Genomic DNA, 20,444 nt, shown 5'->3' on the forward strand with positions numbered 1-20,444 from the left:
ACACATACAAATCAGTAAATGAAACGAACCAACTGTTATTAACATTTAAGGTAGCTTCATCGACTTTAGTACCGTTTGCAAGCAATTCAACAACAACGCTAACAGGTCTGATGCCATCACGATTACCGTCATCCTCCCAAACCTTAGTAACATTTACAGAAGTCACCAAAGGAATGTGAGTATTAGTAACAGTGAAATTACCCGCTGTATTATTTGTTATAGTAGTATTATAACCTTCTACAGGAACCTCGCGAACAGTATAATTGATTAAAGTACCGTTGTGTGCATATACGTATAAATCGGTAAATGAAGCAAACCAGCTGTTACCAGCATTTAAGGTAACTTCATCAATTTTAGTTCCATTAGCTAACAATTCAACAACAACACTAACCGGTCTGATGCCGTCACGATTACCGTCATCCTCCCAAACCTTAGTAACGTTTACAGAAGTAACTTGAGGAATATGACTGTTGGTAACAGTATAATTGCCAGCAGTACTGTTAGTTATAGTTGTGTTATAGCCTTCAACAGGAACCTCACGTATAGTATAATTAATCAATGAACCATTGTGAGCATATACATATAAATCAGTAAATGAAGCAAACCAGCTATTAGTAGCATTTAAGGTAGCTTCATCGATTTTAGTTCCGTTTGCAAGCAATTCAACAACAACGCTTACTGGTCTGATGCCGTCACGATTACCGTCATCCTCCCAAACTTTAGTAACATTAACTGAAGTTAAAACAGGAACATGACTGTTGGTAACAGTATAATTGCCAGCAGTATTATTAGTTATTGTAGTGTTATAGCCTTCAACAGGAACCTCACGTACAGTATAATTAATCAATGAACCATTATGAGCATACACATACAAATCGGTAAATGAAGCAAACCAACTGTTATTAGCTGTTAATGTAGCTTCTTTGATTTTAGTACCGTTAGCAAGTAACTCAACGACTACACTGCCAGGTCTGATACCGTCACGATTACCGTCATCCTCCCAAACTTTAGTAACGTTTACAGAAGTAATTAAAGGAATGTGACTGTTTGTAACGGTGAAATTGCCTGCAGTATTATTGGTTATTGTTACATTATATCCTGCAACAGGAACCTCACGAATTGTATAGTTTATGAATGTAAGGTTGTCCCTATAGGTATTCAGATTATCGAAAGTATACTTCCAGCCATTTGTAGCATTTAAGGTGGCATTTTTTATTTTCACGCCATCGGCATACAATTCAACTGTAACGTTTTCAGGTCTGATGCCATCACGATTGTTGTCATCGTCCCAAATTTTTGTTACATTGACTGAAATGCGTTTATAGACTGTCACGTTGGCACTGGAGTTGGTTTCATTGGTCATGTTTGACCTTGCGGTCACGTTATTTACCAGTGTACCGTTTGTCAATGTCACGAACCATATAGTGAATGTTGCGTTCTCCCCTATTCCCAAATCATTGAGATAAGAGAAAACATCACCAGATTTGTTCCACAATGCCTTATCGCTATGGTCATAGTAATTCAATTCTGAATGGTTGTAGAATTCATTTACGGTTACATTTCCAAGAACATGACTACCTGTATTGTATACTGTAATGTTGAACGCGACAATATCGCCCTCGTAAAGAATGGTTGTACCGTTCATGGAATCCTTATCAACTGTCATGTTAGGCTGAATCTCTTCCATAACAATGATTATTGTCTCATTGGTAATTTCTGTATAGTATGTTGTTTCGTTATACCATGCCTTGATGAGATATACTCCAACGCCTAAATCGGTAAGGTTTATATCGATAGTACCGTTGATGTCAGTTCTAGCAGATCCGTTTCTGATTAGCTCTCCGGTTTTATTGTTGTATACCTCGTAGTATATTACCTGATTGTCTTCCAAATCATCAAGGTATATGTTTGTTCCGTCAAAGTTTTCATATCCTACTACAGGAACGAGGTCTACTCCTTCCGGTGTTGTCCTTATTTCTTCAACTCCGTTATGATAGAACGGGAATGTAATATTGTTTAATGTAATATAACTTTCACCATCCCTGTTATGAATGGCATTAGCAATATTATCCCCACCTATATGGCTGAAAGTAACGATTTTAGTATCGTTGACTTTATATGTTGTGCCATTTTGCGGAGCGGCAATCAAATAATATGAATGTGCCTGGTTGTCAAAGAAATTGGAGTCATGAATATGTATTACTGAATCCTGTGCATAAATTGCAGAACCGTTCATAGCTGTATTGTTATAGAAGTTAGCCTGAATATCTGCATGGAATGCATTGGAAATTTGGAAAGCACCACCTTCTCCTCTGTCAATAGTTCCGAAAATATCACCAGTAGCGTGATTCTCAACGAATGTGGAGTTTTTGACGATTAAATCATAAGCCAACATGAGTTGGGCAAAACCACCATTTTCAGCCGTGTTGTTGTATGCGTATATATCTTCGAAATATATACCGTCACCAAGGTTGAAAATGAGCACTCCACCACCGGTATCTGTCGCATGGTTGCAGGAAATATTGTTGTGAGTGAGGTTGGTGTAAGATCCGGACAGCACTGAAACGGCAATTCCTCCACCAGCGGTAAATGATTCACCTGTAGGGTCTACAGCATTGTTATATGTGACATTATTGTAGAAGAACTTACAGTCTTCACCTTCAAGGTATATTCCACCACCACTGTTTGTTGCGTTGTTGTGGGATATTGATGAATTCTGAACCAGTATATCATTACCTATAATGGATAAAGCACCACCGAATTGGGCGCTGTTATACTCGGATGTTATGTTGGTGAAGTTGTTGTTGTCACCTTCCACATAAGCTCCACCACCGTGTTCAACTGCATGACAGTTGGAAATGGTTACATTTTCAAAATTACAGTTGTCTCCTGCAACATCCAAACCACCACCGTTTACTGTAGCGTTGTTGTTGGTGAATGTGGAATTTACAACAATTGTATTGTGGCCTCTGATGAATGTTGATCCACCGTATGAAGCGTTGTTGTCAGAAGAGCTTACATTTATGAGATGACATTTTTGACCTTCAATGTCTAATGCTCCACCTAAACCACTGTCAGCGCTTTCGTTTTTAATTGCACTGTTGTTATTGAATACTGAATTTTCTACTGAAATGTAGCTACCGCGAACATATGAGGAACCTCCTCTTGAAGCTGTGTTGTTTTCTGAAGTAACATTGTCAAAAAGACAGGTATCTCCAGTAACCCAAACAGCACCACCGTCGGTTCCGGCATTGTTGTTGGAGATTATTGAATCCTTGAATGTACTGTCGCTGCAGAAAATCGCAAGACCACCACCTTCATGGTAAGCTGTGTTGTTTACAAAAGTACAGTTGTCTACATTAGTGACGTTCATTTTGTAAAAGTCAACAGCTCCTCCCCTATCGGCAGTGTTGTTGATGCAGGTACAGTTGTACATGTCAACTTCCTGAATCTCGAAAATGTGGATTGCACCACCTTGCGCTCTTCCATGGTCATAGAAATCACCACGGTCACCGTTTGCACTGTTGTTGGTGAATGTGGAATTTGCAAATTCAAGTTTAAGGCCATATGCAAGAGCCGCATATGTTGCAACATCTATAGCACCACCGTTACCGTCAGTAGCGTTATTGCTGTCGAAAGTGGAATCATATATATTGAATGCACCTCTTAAAGCACCACCGTATGGAGCTTTATTGCCTATGAAAGTTGAATTGGTTACTTTAGTAACAGCTTCACAAGACCATATTGCTCCACCACCATATGGCACATGATTGGTTTCACCATAAGCTGCATTATCGACAAATGTACAGTTATCGACTTTCCAATGTTCGCAGTGTTGATTGTAGACGGCTCCACCACCTAAGGAAGCAGAGTTGTTGACGAATGTTGAATTCCTTATTAAACCTCCATTCGCATTAGGGCTGATGTAGATTGCCCCACCATATCCTCCATTCCTTTGGTCAGGAAACTGGCTATTGCCACTTTCATTACCATTTCTAAACTCTATATTTTCGAGAACCACATTATCTGCTGTGCTTTCAATATGGAAAATCCTGGACTTATTTTCTGCATCCAAAACTGTGCCTTCTGTTCCGATGATTGAAACCTGCTTGTCTATTACCATATTACCTATGTCATTTGTATAGGTAACATCCTTCAGATAAAGTGTTTCACCTTCGGTTGCGGCATCTATTGCATTTTGGATATCTGAAAACTTGTTTCCCTCAACTATAGTGTAAAGCTTACCTTGTTTTACAACATCTGGATCTGCATCCAAATAATAGGCCTTATAAGTATAGTCGCCAACAGGAAGATCAGAATAGTCATATACGAATTCACCGTTTTCATCAGTCACACCTGTAATGCGCTCGCCAACCATTTGGCCGTTTGAGTCATAGATTTCCAATGCTACATTCTGATTAGGCAAATCAACTGCAGGCCAGTCAGGAAATTCATCAGAAGTCTTGTATGATGAACCGTTCCAATAGCTTAGATTGTCCTTTAAGGCATTTTCTGCAATCATATTGGAATAATCGGATTCAACGGATAACACTAATTGGTGGTCACGTCCACTGACAGTAAAATCACTGTTTTGCTTGAAAGTGGAATTTGAAACATGTACATGGTTTCCCCATGTGTATACTGCTTTACCTTGATTTGCGGTATTGTTTTCAAAATGACAGCCGTTTACGGATAGTGTTATGTCACCAACTGTAATCGCTCCACCTTGGTCATTATTCTTACCATTTTTGAAAGTAATGTTTTCAAGGTTTACTTTGACGGATGGATCGTTACTGTAACTGTAAATGATTCTGGACTTGCCTTGAGCATCCAGAACTGTGCCGTCTGTACCAATGAGTGTAATCGGCTTATTGATTACTATGTTATTTGCCATGTCGTTGGTATATGTGATGCCTTTTAGATAAAGTACATCTCCCGGAGATGCAGCATCAATTGCGCGTTGAATGTCAGAAAATGTATTTCCAGAAACTGTCTCAAATAAATTACCCTGCTTCATTACGGATTCATCATCTGTATAATATGCCTTATATGTATATTCTCCGAATGGAATGCTGCTGTAATCATATGAGACCTGGCCGTCAGCATTTGTGAGGCTGGTGTTTGTGTCATACAGATTTCCGTTGTCATAAATTTCAACAGTGACATTCTTATTGGACAAATTGATTTTTGTTCCTTCAGAAACATCAATAGGAGTTTTTGATTCTCCGTCCCAGTAGTATAGATTATCCAATTGGGCATTGCCTTTAATTGAATCTCCCAAATCTACTGCTAAAGTGCATTTCAAAGCATTGTTTTCTTTTGAAACACTTAAATCGCATTTTCCGGTAAAACTGGAATCTGAAATTAATCCATTAGCACCGCTGCTGTAAATGTCATTGCCTACATTTCTAGCGTGATTTTCCTCAAAAAAGCCATCAGTTACTGTTAAACCTGACCCGGTTGAATAGATTGCTCCTCCACTATTGTCTGCATTGTCTGCTCTGTTTTTAGTGAAGTTGCATCCTTCAATCTTATTGTTCTGACCGGTATTGTAAATTGCACCACCAGATCCAGCCCAGTTTCTTTCGAAATTGCTGTTTCTGATATTGGAATTTGAACCGGTTAATGCAATTGCACCCCCTCTCAGATGATTCTGAGTGAGATAATTGTCCATGAAATTACAATCCTCCACTAAAGAATTTGATCCTCCAATGAAGAGTGCTCCTCCATTGCTGTTACTACAATAATTTTCAGTGAAATTGGAATTGGTAACTTTTATGGTTCCGGCACTGTAAACTGCACCGTAATTTTGAGCATGATTTCCGTTGAAATTACAATTGCTGATTTCAGTTGTTCCTTCAAGATACATTGCTCCACCTCTTTCTGACCACTCAACATTATTATCTGTAAAATTACAGTTATCTATCTTAAGACTGGTAGCAGATGATGTACTGTGCAATGCACCACCATTAACCCCCATACAATTATCAAAGGTAGAATTCGCCACGGTACACTCAGAACTCAGAACTTCAATAGCTCCGGCTGACTGGTCATTACCGTGATGACCGTTGATGAATTTAATGTTGGTCAGGACGATTCCGGATGCGTTTAACCTAAAAATCGCATGGTTGTTTCCGTTTCCATTCAAAGTGGAAAAACCGTTTGGATTATCGCTGGTTCCACCAATGATTGTCACGTTCTTATTGACATTGATTATAGAACCGGATGCAGTGAAGGTTTTACCACCCAGATAAATAATATCTCCAGATGCGGCATTATTTATTGCTGTCTGGATATCGTTGAAAGTGTTTCCGGAAACGACATGTGCGGCTGATAATTCTTCATCATTAGTGATTTTCAAGTTGCCACCATCGGCCATATCCTGCGAAACGCTCAACATTTCATCATTTGTGTTCATCAATGTTGTACCGTTCATTGCCGAATCTTCCGATGCACAAACTACTCCCACTAAAGATACGAACAAGAACAATATCAAAATTAATAAAACAGGTTTTATTATATTTTTGATATTTTCTCCTCCTTGAATACAATTTTTTACTTACCCATATGGTAAATCAGATTTACCATATCAACTTAATTAAATATTTAATTAAATCATAAAAGAATTTCAAAATCATGTAAAAAATACGTTACATAATATTGGTTTGTTTAAAAGCAAAAATTCTTTTACAGAACAATATTAGATTAACCCCATTTATATACTTTTCAATTTGAGGCCCAATTGCAAAAATAAAAAAAAATTAGGACCTAATCGTTAGAATATCTACAAACAATAATAGAATTTGAATTTGAATTAGTATATAAGAAATAAATGATTAAAAACATCTAAAAAGCATATAAAAAAATGACAAATAAACATTAATTGAATACAATTTAATTAATGTAGGTAATAAAATTTAGACTCAATTTAAGTATCTGTTTAAGAAAAAAAGTGCAATAAAAAGATCATATGAAAAATAAAAAGTTTAGGAGAGTTATAATTCTCCCCTTTCGCGTCTTTCCTCCAATAGCTTGAGTCCGATTTCACCAAATTTGTATTTTTGGATTTTTCCGCTTGTTGTAAGAGGGAACTCATCTACAAAGAATACATATTTAGGCACTTTGAACCTTGCGATTGAACCTATGCAGAAATCACGGATATCCGCTTCTGTAACGTCATCAAAGCCTTCCTCTTTAATGATGAAAGCCCCAACGATTTCACCGTACTTCTCATCCGGAATTCCGGCAACCTGAACGTCCTGTACGCATTCGTGGGTAAAGAGATATTCCTCGATTTCACGAGGATAGATGTTTTCCCCTCCTCTGATGATCATGTCCTTGATACGTCCGACAATGGAGTAGTATCCGTCCTCATCGACTGTTGCAATGTCTCCGGAGTGTAACCATCCGTCCGGTTCAATGGTTTCTGCAGTCTTTTCAGGCATGTTGTAATAACCTTTCATCACATTGAAACCTCTGCACATGATTTCACCTGTTTCGCCAGGACCCAATTCCTCACCGGTTTCCGGGTCAACGATTTTAACTTCAATGTTAGGGAACTTGCGCCCTACGGTGTTGATTTTCTTCTCGAATGTGTCTGCGGCATTGGTCTGGGTGAATCCAGGTCCAGCTTCGGTAAGACCGTATACGCTTGTGATTTCAGTCATGTTCATCTTGTTGATTGCATCCTTCATGGTCTCCACAGGACATGTTGAGCCCGCCATGATTCCTGTACGAAGGGAACTCATGTCAAACATGTCAAACATTGGATGGTTCATCATTCCAATAAACATTGTAGGCACTCCATAGATGGATGTGCACTTTTCCTTTTGGATGGATGAAATAGCCAAAAGAGGATCATATTCCTCCAGGACGACCATTGTTGATCCGTGAGTGATTACTGCCATAACACCTAAAACTGTTCCGAAACAATGGAAAAGAGGCACCTGCAGAAGCAGCCTGTCCTTTTCTGTATAGTTCATGTTTTCTCCAATGTAATATCCGTCGTTTAGGATGTTTCGGCTTGTAAGCATTACTCCTTTAGGGAATCCTTCGGTACCTGATGTGTACTGCATATTGATTACATCATGCTGGGTAACGGCATCCTTTACCTTCTGGAACTCATCGTCATCGTAGTTCATTCCAAGAAGAATCAGTTCGTTGGTATTGAACATTCCCCTATGCTTTTCCTGACCGACGTGGAATATGAATTTCAGGAACGGGAACTTTTCAGCAACAAGATGTCCCCTTGCACAGTTCTTGAGTTCAGGCACAAGTTCGTTTATAATATCGAAATAGCTTGTGTCCCTAAATCCGTCGGTCATTGCCAGTGCCTTCATTTCAGACTGCTGCAATACGTATTCAAGTTCATGTGACTGGTATGCTGTGTTTACGGTCACTATTGTAGCTCCTATCCTTGCAGTTGCAAACATGTAGGTCAACCATTCAGGGACGTTTTTAGCCCAAATTCCAACTCTATCCCCTTTTTCAATTCCGATAGCTAGCATTCCCTTTGCTAGATTGTCAATTCTTTCATTAAATTCCTTGTATGTAAATCTTAAGTTTCTGTCTGGATAAACAATAAATTCGTGATCCGGCTGCTTTTCAACCATTGATTCAAAAAATTTTCCAATTGGTAACTCTGTAAATAATTCACTCATTTTAACACCTCATTTATTAAATAAAATAACTTATCCCAATGCAAATCATAAATGCAATCCCAACTGCAATGTGTTCAAGTACAAATCCAAATCGTCTGTGAAAAATCCTTTTGGAGTATAAGCTATTTTATTCATTCTATCAAATCCCTAGTATGGAGTATAGAGTACCGCAAGTATCTTCGCTTTGTCTTCACCGCTTGCATGGAGGTGATGAGGCACTACGGAATCGTAAAAGATTGTATCTCCCTTACCTATTGTATAGGTGTCCTTTCCATAAATCACTTCTATTTCGCCTTCTAAAACATAGATGAACTCTTCGCCTTCGTGTGAGGAGAGTTCCTTTTCGCCTTCCTCATATTCAATGTCAATTATGAACGGGTCGATGTTCCTGTCTATTTTTCCTGCGCCTAATGAATGGAATTCCAGGTTGGTAGCATTGGTCACGTCTTCCCTTCCGGAGAAATAAAGTGAGTTTTCAGTCTTTCCGCCTCTGGTGACTACAGGTCCGAGTTCAGGTGTGTCATCTAGAAATGTACCTAAACGGACTCCAAGTGCCCTTGCCATTTTGGTTAATGGAGTAAGGGACGGAATAACTTCTCCTGCTTCCATAGCCTTTAGGACTTCGAGCTTTACACCGCTTCTTTCGGCTAAATCCTCAATGCTCATATCTTGTCTTTCTCTAATGTCTTTTATCTTTTTTGCAAAGTCTTCGTTTGTCATGTTTTTCACTCAAAATTTTGGATTTTTACTTAAAGATTTAAGTATTAATAACTATATTTAACAATCTATATAAAAGTATCCTAAAAGTAAACAAAAGCACATATTTACTTAACATTTGATATGAAATACTGACGGATATTCAAAAGACATATTAAACGTCATGGACATAATAATTAAATAGGTGAGAGTTTGAATAACAGAATTAAAGTGATTATCATAATAGCAGTCATTGCGATTATTGGCATCATCCTTTTCTCCGGAGGTTCAGTGGAGGAGCATTCCCATGGAACAATCGGAAGCACCAGCGCCGGAACCGTTGAAAAGATTGTCTATGGAAACGAGTCCGCCCCAGCCTCAATAGCCCTGATTACAGGAATGCACCCAAGGGAAAAACTTGCAATCGATCCTGAAATCCAGGCCGCAAAGGAATTTTCAAGCAACGATGTCAAAATCATACACTACAAAGTAACAGTAACCGACAGTCCTGAAGACTATGAAGTGGGAAGGGCCAACGGAGAAAGCCTTGTAAACGAATTCATCAACCCAGACGTCACATCTTCAGATGCTGACTGCGTAATCATTAGCCATTCACATGTTCCGGAATACGGCGAAGGATTCTACCTGGCGACTCCTGAAATGGACAATGCATCAGTTGACATTGCCAAAAAGATAAACGAAACCAGCGACTTCAACTATTATCCGGTCACCGGAAATGAAACCTACAAGTCATCTTCAGCAGTTCTCGTTTCTAAACCGATAGCAAGTGCGGGATATCCTACCTTCGTGTATGAGATTCCGGAAAACATTTTCGAATTTCAGTCCACCCAGAAAACCAAAGAGCTGTTCGATTTGATGGTAAGGTATGCATAGGATGATTAAAATGGATTTGGAAGAATATTTGGAATATGTAAAGACAGGAAAAAAGATTATCGGCGGTTCAAAGGAACATGAATTCATGCATGGGGCGCTTCAGGATGCCTTAAGAATAACACATAAAATCAACAGCGAATTTCACACACCGGATGAGATTCAACAACTCTTCGCAGAGCTTACCAATACAGAAATCAACGAAACCCTGGGGCTTATCCCTCCATTCAATACCGATTTCGGGAAAAACATTCATGTAGGAAAAAACGTTTTCATAAATTCAGGATGCAAGATGCAGGACCAGGGAGGAATATTCATCGGCGATGACGTTTTGATCGGACATAACGCATGTCTTTTGACACTCAACCATGAATTTGACCCTGCACACAGGCAGGACATGAATCCCAGTGCAATCCACATAGGAAGCAATGCATGGCTGGGCTCAAATGTCACAGTGCTTCCAGGAGTAACAATAGGTGAAAATTCCATTGTTGCTGCAGGTGCGGTGGTTACAAAGGACGTGCCGAACAACACAATTGTTGCCGGAGTGCCTGCAAAAATCATAAGAAAAATCAGTGATGAATAGCTATCCCATTTCATCACTAAAAAATTAATTTCTTTTTTTATTAAAACATTTTGAAAAATAGAACCATTAAAATAAATGAATGGATATTTAATATAATAAAAGATATTCTATTGATGATGATTATTGAATTGTATCATCTACATGTTAAAAATTAAATTGAAGGATTTTGTTAAAAAAATCCTTGATCAGTATCCTTCTGTGTAAGCGGTACTCTCATCACTGTAATATGATTCATCTGAATATGACTCACCAGTATAGGCAACACTCTCATCGGAATATGAACTATCCGAATATGACTCACCGGTATATGCAACACTGCTGTCATCACTGCTGTATATTTCAGTAGCGTTTGCAATTGACGCATTGCTGCTTATGTTTGAATTCATGTGCACAGTGGAATTTGTATTGTTGGTGCTCAATTTGGTGCTGTTGTCATTCTGTTCATTAGCCTTTGAAAAGGTCTTAAGGGCAAATGAACCTCCAAGAATCAGAACCGCAATAATGACTATAATTAAAATCAAATGACTAGTCTTCATTAATAACCTCCAATTATTATATTAAAAAAACGACTTATAAATATTTTAGTTTTTTAGGCCAAAAATATAAATTATTTATATTATCCCTTATAGAATTAATATTAATTTAGAAGGACTGTTTATCATGTTAACTATTAACCAATGCTATTTAGATTTTGTTGAAAAAATCTTAAAACAAGGAAAAGAAACATATAAGGACTCAAATCACCATCTGATGGAATATTTGGGAAACTTCTATGTTATTGATGACCCTTTTGACTTGAAGTTCAGGGCAAAATACCAGCACTACACTCCTGAGATGCTCCTTTCAGACATCAAGTCAGGAAAGTTCGATATGGAAGGCTGCCCAATCAAAAGCGATGCATTATACGAATATGTAAAATCAGCTGAAAATCCTGATGACCAGGGATTCGTATACACATATCCAAACCGTATCTACGCCCATTTCGACATTGACCAGTTCAACACAATGAAACAGAGAATTTTGACAGCTACCGGTTCAAACCGTGCTGTGGCAGTTACTATAGATCCTGAATTGGATGCCGAAAGGGAAGACATTCCATGCCTTCAGTTCCTCCAGTGCCTCGTTCGTGACAACGAACTGACAATACACTGCATCTTCAGAAGCAATGACATCTTCGGAGCATTCTACTCAAACATGTTCTTCATAGCATACCTTGGATTGAAGATGAAAGAGGAAGTGAACAAGGAAATAATCGGTGAAAAGCTGAACTTCGGCGGAGTGCACTACCACTCAACATCAGGCCACATCTACAATACCGACCTGAAAGCGGCCAGAAACTTAATAAAAGCAAATAAATAAGGTTGAAACCTTATTTAATTGTTATACTATTTTTTATTTTAGCATTTCCGAAAGTGGAAATGATTGAGTGTTTTCCTATTTTTAGACCGTAAAGATTCAATGTAACTATTCCTTTTGAATCTGTCTTTACCTTGTATGTTTTTGCATGTATCTTAAAGGTAATTATCTTGCCCTTATATGCCTTTCCATTTGTGTTTACAAGTTTTGCATGGAATTTTATGACCTTGGCCTTGCTTTTCAACATGTTTTTGGCAGTCAGGGTAGGCTTTACGGTAATTGTCCTGGACACCTTGAATCCATTTCCTTCACATGTAATGGTATATTTTTTAGCCAATAGGGAAATCTTCAGGTAGGCATAGCCGTTTTTGTCCGCTGTTCTTGTGTATGTCTTGCCGTTTATCCTGAATTTGACAATCCCTCCTGCGCCAGGCTTGTTAGATTCGTCAATCAGGCGGACGGTGTATTTAGCATTGCTCTTGAAGTATGTTACGAAATTCTTTGAGGTTATCCTGTACTTGTGGACAGTCACGTTGAATGAATCTGAAGCATATGCCTCATAGACATAATCGCTGAAGATTGCCTGGAAAGAGTAGTTTCCAAAGGCAAGATTCTCCAATGACTTGATTGCAGAACCGTTGATTAAATCAAGGATGTATTCCTTGCCGTTTACAAGCAATCTGATAGTATCATTGATATTTTTGGATAAAACAAGGCTGATGACCGCATTATCTGAGTTTACAATTACACTGCAGTTGAGTTCAAGCAAGACTTTGGAGACGTTGAAAACGGCTGATGCATTTTCGCTTTGATAACAGAGGCTGTCCAGAATAGCTTCAACCCTGTTAAGACCGCTCTTTGTAAAGTTATATGATATTTTAGCTGTTCCATTTTCTATTGAAACCGGAATTTCAACATCCTCCATCTTAAATATGATGTTTCCTTCATTTACAGCTTTTCCGTATTCATCGACGACACTTGCAATGATTTCCACAGGATTGAACTGGCTGTCATTTACTGTTAATGTTATGGTTGAACTGACCTTGTCCAAAAGGGTGAATGCCTTTATGCATGCAACGCATGGTGTGGATGCTGTGTAGAGGTCATTCCATCTTACTCCATCATAGCTGAAGTATGAAAGGCCAGGTGAGGATATGAACTTGTTTACGTGATCCATTTCGCTTATTGGGATTCTGGCATATCCATCTGAAGCAACATTGAACACAACCTTGAACTCGTCATCCTTTCCCAAAGGTATTAACTGGTCCAGATTGATGGTATAGTATCCTGCCTTTGATGAGCCGGATTTTGTCAGCTTCAACACGTCATTTACATAAATGGACACGTTCCATGCGGATTCCTTTTCAAAGTATGTGGAAACTGCAGCCAAAAGCTCTTCTCCGTCAGATTTGAAGATGTTTTGATACCATATCAAACCGTCATTGTTGGAGAAATAGTTTGTCTTTCCGCTTACGTCATACTGGTAGTTCTTATCATATCTCATTGTATCGTTCAGGATAAATGTGAATGATGACTCGACAAGGCCGACTTTTGCAAGGGCTCCGTCATAATATGAAACATAGAAGAATCCGTCGTCTCCCCAACTGCTTCCCCAGCTGTTTTTCACAATCCATGCTCCATCGCCGGGAACATTTCCCCTGAAGTTTGATTTTGAGAATGTGTCGTTCCAGCCGACGATTGTCACTGCATGGTTAATTCCGCCGTACGGACAGTAGTATGCATTGGTGGCCTTATTGAGATAATCGGCATAATAGCTGATTCCTGTTCCCACAGCACCATATCTGATGATGGCTTCTTTAATGGCATCATTGTCTGTATAATTGTCCCTTTTTAAAAAGAGGACATTTTGAACATGCATCAGACTATTCAAAAGAGGAGATATGACACTGTAATCGTCATAAGTGTCTTCCATTTCATTTACAGGGCCAAGCCAGCTGACAAGATAACCAATTCCTGTTGATATGTATCCCCCATCATTGGTATCAAGAACAAGACCATATCCTGAGTATCTTTGAATCATGTTTTTCATGTTCTCCTCTGAAAGGTCGAATTCCATGCCTGTAGCCTTCATTATGCATGATTCAAGTGAAGCGAGTGTTGTGAATGCCCAGCAGTTTCCACCGTATTGCTGGTCCCTGATTGATGAAACGTAACCCTCTTCAATTAAACTGTAATAGCTTGGAAGGATTCCTTCAAAGGTTGCGTTTTCATTTATGAATATCTGATAGTCTCCGTTTCCGATATCCCAATAGTCATAACCTTCTGATTCGAAACCGTTTTGATAGAATTTTGCTGAATTGTTGATGAACCTGTCCATCAGTCTCAATTTCGGTGATGAGAGGACGTAATATGCACCTCCTGTAATGTCTGCCCTGTTGTTTTCAAACAGATTGTTTGCAAAAAATATTGAAGTAACATTGTCAATGAATACCGCTCCACCGTTTCTTGCTGAGTTGTTTATGAAGCTTGACTGCTGTATTGTAAACTCGCCATAGAGCTGATAGATTGCACCGCCTTCAAAAAGGGCACTGTTGTTTTGGGAGGTGAACCTTAAAAGGGACACTTTTGAATCAAGTGCAGTTATTGCGCTTCCGAAAGTTGCAGTTGAGTTGATTACAGTCAAGTCCTTTGAATTGAGGTTGCATAATTTCAGATAGATTGCTCCACCTGCGTCATTGACGGACCTGTCATTTACAAATCTTGTCTTGTTTATGCTCACCCTTGTGTTGTATTCACAGGCTATTGCACCTCCATAGCAGTATGCCATGTTGTCAATGAAGTTGGAATTTAGGATATTGAGCTCTCCACCATCCATATAGATGGCTCCCCCATATTGGGCATAGCAGTTCTTAAAAGTACAGTTGTTTATGTCAACCTTGTATGACTTTGTGCCGTATGGAGTGTATATCGCTCCTCCAAAAGAGTTTCCGTATTCATCTTGACTTAATCCGTAGCCTCCGTCGAAGATTGCATTTTCACACTGCAGGGTTCCCTTATTGATTATTGTGAAATCCTTCAATGTCACATTCATCAGCTTCAAGCTTTTGGATACGTTCAGCGGGTTTCCATTGCAGTTAATAATCGTATTATATGCATCTTCACCAATGAAAGACACGTCACTGAATTCCATGCTGCTTTCAAATCCATATTCACCGGCGGCCAAGTGGTTTACGCTATTGGCTTTAATGTTGCCGTTCAGGTCGTTGTATGGATTTTCTGCAGTTCCATTACCGTTTACATCTAATGTTGAATTGAAGTAATAGTCATTGCTTGCCTCCAACACATCGTCAACGGGAGCTATTGTGACGCTTTCGGTTTGATTGTCAAAAGCAAAGCTGGACTGGATTATCAGAAGTAGAAAAATAAATGAAAACAGCATTACTAAAATACCTTTCCTATCAATCAATTCAAATCCTCCAAAATTACAGTTTACTTGATAAATAGTTTTATTAAAAATAATATAAATAATCAACTGTAATTTAGGATTTGTCTATGTTATCTTGATTGTATTCCTTACGCTTGCTGTGGAATATTTTGATATGATGGTGTATTTTCCAATATTAAGATTATAAATGCTTAAGACGGCCGTTCCCTGAGCATTGGTAGTGGTATAGTAAGTTTTGGATCCGAGTGTAAAGGTAATCCTTTTGTTTTTAAGGATGTTTCCATTGATGTCCAATAGCTTAGCGTAAAACTTGACCGGATTGGACCTTTTCTGGGTGATGTCTTTTGTAATTATTGTAGGCTTTACGACAATCTTGTTTGTGACCTTGAATCCCATATAGACAGCATAGATTGTATATGTTTTAGGAGCCAAAGAAATTTTAATTGATGCAAATCCATATTTGTCAGTTGTCCTGTAGATGCTTTTTCCGTTCAAAGCAAATCTGACCTTCACACCTGCCGCCGCCTTTCCGTTATCATCCAAAACCTTTACCTTATAGGAAGTTCCTGCACCATAGAACATGTTGACGTTTTTGTTTTGGGTGATTCTTGCAACAACCTTTACGGATTGTGTTCTAACTTCCCCTGTCAGAGGATTTGTGGCCTTTAGGGTGTATGTTCCAGGTTTCAGGGTAACCTTCACATATGCAGCACCTGCTGAATTGGTGGTCAGGCTGTAGCTGACTCCGTTGAAAACGACAGTGACCTTCTTGTTGGCAATCGCATTTGAGTTCTTATCCAAAAAGACCAGTTTTATTTTTGAATTGTATGTATATGTGGTGCTTGAAATGTCAACGCTTGACTTGACAATTGCTTTAGATGACTTTGATGATGCAGAATAATTCCCATCTCCATTGAAGTAAAGTGTTACATCATAGCTTCCTGTAACCAAATTGATTGCAATTGAAGCTTCACCAGATCCGTTTGTGGTTCTTGTGTAGTTCTTGCCCTTGATGCTGATTATGACCTTTTTGTTTGCAAGGGCCACACCGAATGAATCCTCCAGTTTGAAAACGTATTCCTTTCCACTTTTATAGATTGTTGTAAATGAATCTGCAATGAAATTAGTCTTTTTGATTAGAATCATGAAATCTGCATTCTCCTCATTGCTCTCATAACGTGCGGTATTGATGAATGCCCTTATGCTGTGCATGCCATAGTCAATATACTTGAATGTGTAGGAAGCAATTCCATTGACCGCTTTGACAGTATAGTTCTGATTGTCCAGTGAAAGTGTAACGCTTTCATTGAGGGGCTGGGAAATGTTGATGACTGCTGTTGCGGCATCATAACTGGTTGATACAGCCAAATCGATTACAACATCAATCTTTGATACGTCGATTTGTGTTGAATTGCTTGAAGAGGAATATCCGCAGGCATTGAACACCGCTGAAATGCTGTTCGGTCCCCTTTCGAATATATGGGTAATCCTAGCTATTCCGTTTGAAACCGCAATAGTATATTCTTCACCGGATAAGTTGAATGTCACCTTTCCCGCATTTACCTTATGACCATACTGATTCAATACGGTAGCTGTAATATCCACCGGGTTGTAGCCGTCATATGAAATGTCCAAGTCAATGGTTGTATTTATAAGGTCCAATACGGTGAATGCCTTGATGCATGCAACCTGTGAGAAATATTCATGGTCTGTATATGACCATTCGAGATTATAGAGATCCTTCCAGTTTTTGCCGTCATAGCTTAAAAATGAAATGCCTTTTTTGTAGAAATAATTGTTTAGGATTATGCTTTCTGAAATAGGAACGCCCGCTCTTCCTGAAACTTTAATCTTGAAAACTACTTCAAATGAGTCGTTAGCTTTTAGAGGGATGAATTCACCCAAATCAATTGTGTAGTATCCCGGATTTGAAGAACCCTTTTTGGTCATTTTCAAATCACCGTTTACATATATGTAGAGGTTCCAGCTGGTCTTTTTCTCGAAATATGTTGATACTGCTGCGAGATACTCGTCATCTGTTGCTTTGAACTTGTTTTTATACCAGACTGTGTTTGATTTGTTCAAGAGATAATCTGTTTTTCCGGGAATGTCATACTGATAGTTCTTATCGTATCTAATTGTATCATTCAAGATGAAAGTGAATACTGAAAATTCTGAATTCAATTTGGCGCATGTTACATCATAATATGATATGTAGAAATATCCGTCATCGCCCCAATCTGGTCCCCAGCTGTTTTTGGCTATCCATGCCCCGGGACCCGGAGCGTTAGGGATGCTTATAGTGTCATCCCAACCGACTATTTCAACAGCATGGTTGCGGTTGAAATCATTTTTGACATACTGATAATAAGCCTTCAAAGCTGAACTGTATCTTGCGCTCATGTACAATCCGCTGTATACTCCACCATAGTTGATGATTGCCCTTTTGATTTCTGCATTGTCAGTGTAGGATGTTCTTGTGATGAATGCAATGTTTTGAATATGCAAAATGCTTTCCAAAAGAGGTGACAGATGGCTATTATCATCATATAAATCATCACTTTCCAAAACAGGGCCTAGCCATGCAGCAAGATATCCCAAACCGATTTCATCATATCCTCCCTCGTTGGTTTCCATGTTCCATCCGTAAACGGAGTAGCGCTCCATCAGGTTTTTCATGTTTTCTTCTGACAAATCAACGCTTTGGCCTGTGGCCTTAAGTATGCATGATTCAAGAGCGGCCAGTGAAGCAAATGCCCAGCAGTTTCCTCCATCTTTCTGAGCCTTAACGGGTGTGACGTATCCCAAATCAACTGAATTATAATAAACGGGCAGCAGTCCGTCAAATGTAAGGTTATACATGTACATGGTATAATTTCCGGTTAAAACAGGTGGAACGATTTTTGAGACCTCATATAAATCATCATAAGCTACTGCAGAGTTGTTTTCATAGACATTGTTCCTGTTGTATCCGTAATCGTTTAGAAGTGAATAAAATGCTCCTGCACATATTCTTGCAGTATTGTTTTTAAATTCATTGCTTTCTATTGAAAAGTAATCGCAGCCATCCATGAATAATGCTCCTCCGTTGTTTGCACTGTTGTTGATGAAGCTGGAAGTTTGGACGGTTAAATTCCCGTACATGCAGTAGATTGCACCGCCGTCATATTTTGCCATGTTATTTAACAGATTTAAATCATATAGCTTTGAATAGGAGTTCAATAATGTGGCTGCAGAACCGAATGTTGCGTTTGAAGATATGAATGTAATCTTTTGCCCATCAAAAGTTGTGAATTTAGCATAGATTGCTCCTCCAGCGTCATTCAGTGAGGAATCATTGATGAATACTGAATTCCTTATTTTGAGCTTTGAGTTGAATGATGCTATGCCTATGCAACTTATGGCTCCTCCGTAGTTATAAGCAGTGTTGTTGATGAATCGGCAGTTGTTTATTTCCAAGGAACCTCCATGCATGGAAATTGCTCCCCCATACTCCGCGAAGTTGTTGATGAATGAGCAATTGTTTAAAATAGCCTTGTATTCATTGGAAGGACAGCATATTGCTCCTCCGTCATTGTTGTCATATTTATCATAATTGGAGGCTTCACTGCCTTTAAAAATAGTATTTGTAGCTGTGATTGTCCCTTCGCTGATAATCTGTGTATTGATAATGGTAACATTCTTAAGTTTGAAGTTTCCATAAACAGTCAATCCGTTGCTGTTGCAGGTGATGATGGTTTTTGATGCATCCTGTCCGTAAACTGAAATGTCCTTGTATGATTCGACTTGAGCAAAGGAATAGTTACCGTTTGCCAAATGGAGAACTGAATTGTTGACAATCCTAGAATCAGACAGTTCCTTATATGGATTGTTAATTGACCCGTCTCCGGTATCGTTTTCCAGACTTGCATCGAAATAGTATGCACCAGCCGATAGAATATCCGAATCTTGGCCATTTGCTATGACTGCATTATCCGCAAGGGTTTCGTTATCCATTGCAAATGTTGACGGAATAACGATGAGCAACAGGAATAATGCTAATGTCACCATTATGATTTTATTGAGTTTACAAGACAAAATGATTCCTCCCACTTAAAAAGGAACGTTAATGATAATGTATATTGATTATGATATAAATAAAGAACTAATTGATTGTAATAATATTCTTGACGGTTAATTTACCATATGTGGAAAGGATTGTATATTTTCCTATTTTCAGTTTTTCTGTAATCTTCAAACAGGCAATGCCCTTGTCATTTGTTTTTATATTGAATGTGCTTCCTTGGAACTTGAATGTGACAAGCTTATTTTTTAAGACATTTCCTTTTGTATCCAAAGTCTTGGCATAGAATTTGACAATGCTTCCGCTTTTGGCTGTAATGTCCTTAGTGACTATTGTCGGCTTGACTGTAACGGTATTTGTTACCTTGAATCCTCTGTAAACTGCAAATATGGTGTAAGTTCTAGGGGCAAGATTAATTGTCAAACCAGCATATCCGTTTTTGTCGCTTGTTCTTGTGTATTCCTTGCCGTTTATCTTGAATGTCACCTTAACTCCCACGGCAACATTTCCATGGTCATCCCAAACCTTAACCTTGAAGGCTGAAGAAGAACCGTAATACATAACCAGATTCTTGTTCAATGTAATCCTTTTAACAACCTTGATTGTCTTGAGTTTTACCTCGGTTGTGTTAGGATTTGTTATCTTGAGACTGTAAGAGCCCGGATCCAACTTGATGGTTACAGATACCTTTCCATCTGAATTGCTTTTTACATTATATATGTTATCTCCTATGATAATTGATACATTAACATTGGATAGAGGATTTCCCATACAATCAAGCAAAGT

The 20,444-nt window shown here is 38.7% G+C and carries 10 protein-coding genes; 3 read left to right on the plus strand and 7 right to left on the minus strand.

The window, feature by feature from the left end; translation table 11 throughout:
- The 3 genes from Q0W26_RS07410 to Q0W26_RS07420 form a co-directional block, all read right to left on the minus strand.
- The coding region (locus Q0W26_RS07410) for a Cna B-type domain-containing protein (RefSeq protein WP_298523651.1) at positions 1 to 6,484 on the minus strand (6,484 nt) is incomplete at its 3' end.
- A gap of 511 nt (positions 6,485 to 6,995) precedes the next feature.
- Entirely contained in the window at positions 6,996 to 8,660 is a 1,665-nt protein-coding gene (locus Q0W26_RS07415; protein WP_298523652.1) for an AMP-binding protein, read from the minus strand.
- A gap of 147 nt (positions 8,661 to 8,807) precedes the next feature.
- Positions 8,808 to 9,380 carry an XRE family transcriptional regulator gene (locus tag Q0W26_RS07420; RefSeq protein ID WP_297828295.1) on the minus strand — a complete coding sequence of 191 codons (573 nt, stop codon included), beginning with the start codon at positions 9,378 to 9,380 and terminating at the stop codon, positions 8,808 to 8,810.
- Between the two features lie 189 nt (positions 9,381 to 9,569).
- Between Q0W26_RS07420 and Q0W26_RS07425 the strand changes: the two genes are divergently transcribed.
- Together Q0W26_RS07425 and Q0W26_RS07430 are read left to right on the plus strand one after the other, a co-directional pair.
- Entirely contained in the window at positions 9,570 to 10,250 is a 681-nt protein-coding gene (locus tag Q0W26_RS07425; protein ID WP_298523653.1) for a hypothetical protein, read from the plus strand.
- 10 nt (positions 10,251 to 10,260) lie between these two features.
- Complete coding sequence (locus tag Q0W26_RS07430; protein ID WP_298523654.1) at positions 10,261 to 10,833, plus strand: sugar O-acetyltransferase; 573 nt, start codon at positions 10,261 to 10,263, stop codon at positions 10,831 to 10,833.
- A 185-nt stretch (positions 10,834 to 11,018) separates the two neighbouring features.
- Here Q0W26_RS07430 and Q0W26_RS07435 read toward each other — a convergent pair whose 3' ends face one another.
- Positions 11,019 to 11,369: a hypothetical protein gene (locus Q0W26_RS07435; RefSeq protein ID WP_298523655.1), complete on the minus strand. Its 351-nt coding sequence runs from the start codon at positions 11,367 to 11,369 to the stop codon at positions 11,019 to 11,021.
- Between the two features lie 124 nt (positions 11,370 to 11,493).
- Between Q0W26_RS07435 and Q0W26_RS07440 the strand changes: the two genes are divergently transcribed.
- Entirely contained in the window at positions 11,494 to 12,192 is a 699-nt protein-coding gene (locus Q0W26_RS07440) for a thymidylate synthase (RefSeq protein WP_297828305.1), read from the plus strand.
- Positions 12,193 to 12,202: 10 nt separating this feature from the next.
- On the opposite strand, the gene Q0W26_RS07445 is transcribed toward Q0W26_RS07440, so the two are convergent.
- The 3 genes from Q0W26_RS07445 to Q0W26_RS07455 all read right to left on the minus strand — a co-directional run.
- Complete coding sequence (locus tag Q0W26_RS07445; protein ID WP_298523656.1) at positions 12,203 to 15,616, minus strand: C1 family peptidase; 3,414 nt, start codon at positions 15,614 to 15,616, stop codon at positions 12,203 to 12,205.
- Positions 15,617 to 15,700: 84 nt separating this feature from the next.
- Positions 15,701 to 19,672 carry a C1 family peptidase gene (locus Q0W26_RS07450; RefSeq protein ID WP_298523657.1) on the minus strand — a complete coding sequence of 1,324 codons (3,972 nt, stop codon included), beginning with the start codon at positions 19,670 to 19,672 and terminating at the stop codon, positions 15,701 to 15,703.
- 67 nt (positions 19,673 to 19,739) lie between these two features.
- On the minus strand, positions 19,740 to 20,444 hold a 705-nt coding region (locus tag Q0W26_RS07455; RefSeq protein WP_298523658.1), incomplete at its 5' end, for a carboxypeptidase-like regulatory domain-containing protein.

It is taken from the genome of uncultured Methanobrevibacter sp. (assembly GCF_947169325.1).
GTDB lineage: Archaea > Methanobacteriota > Methanobacteria > Methanobacteriales > Methanobacteriaceae > Methanocatella.

Bases quoted from the DNA above. Each gene is read 5' to 3' on its own strand.
- Q0W26_RS07415 (WP_298523652.1), bottom strand. From the start codon at position 8,660: ATGAGTGAATTATTTACAGAGTTACCAATTGGAAAATTTTTTGAATCA.
- Q0W26_RS07435 (WP_298523655.1), bottom strand. From the start codon at position 11,369: ATGAAGACTAGTCATTTGATTTTAATTATAGTCATTATTGCGGTTCTG.
- Q0W26_RS07430 (WP_298523654.1), top strand. From the start codon at position 10,261: ATGGATTTGGAAGAATATTTGGAATATGTAAAGACAGGAAAAAAGATT.
- Q0W26_RS07440 (WP_297828305.1), top strand. From the start codon at position 11,494: ATGTTAACTATTAACCAATGCTATTTAGATTTTGTTGAAAAAATCTTA.
- Q0W26_RS07420 (WP_297828295.1), bottom strand. From the start codon at position 9,380: ATGACAAACGAAGACTTTGCAAAAAAGATAAAAGACATTAGAGAAAGA.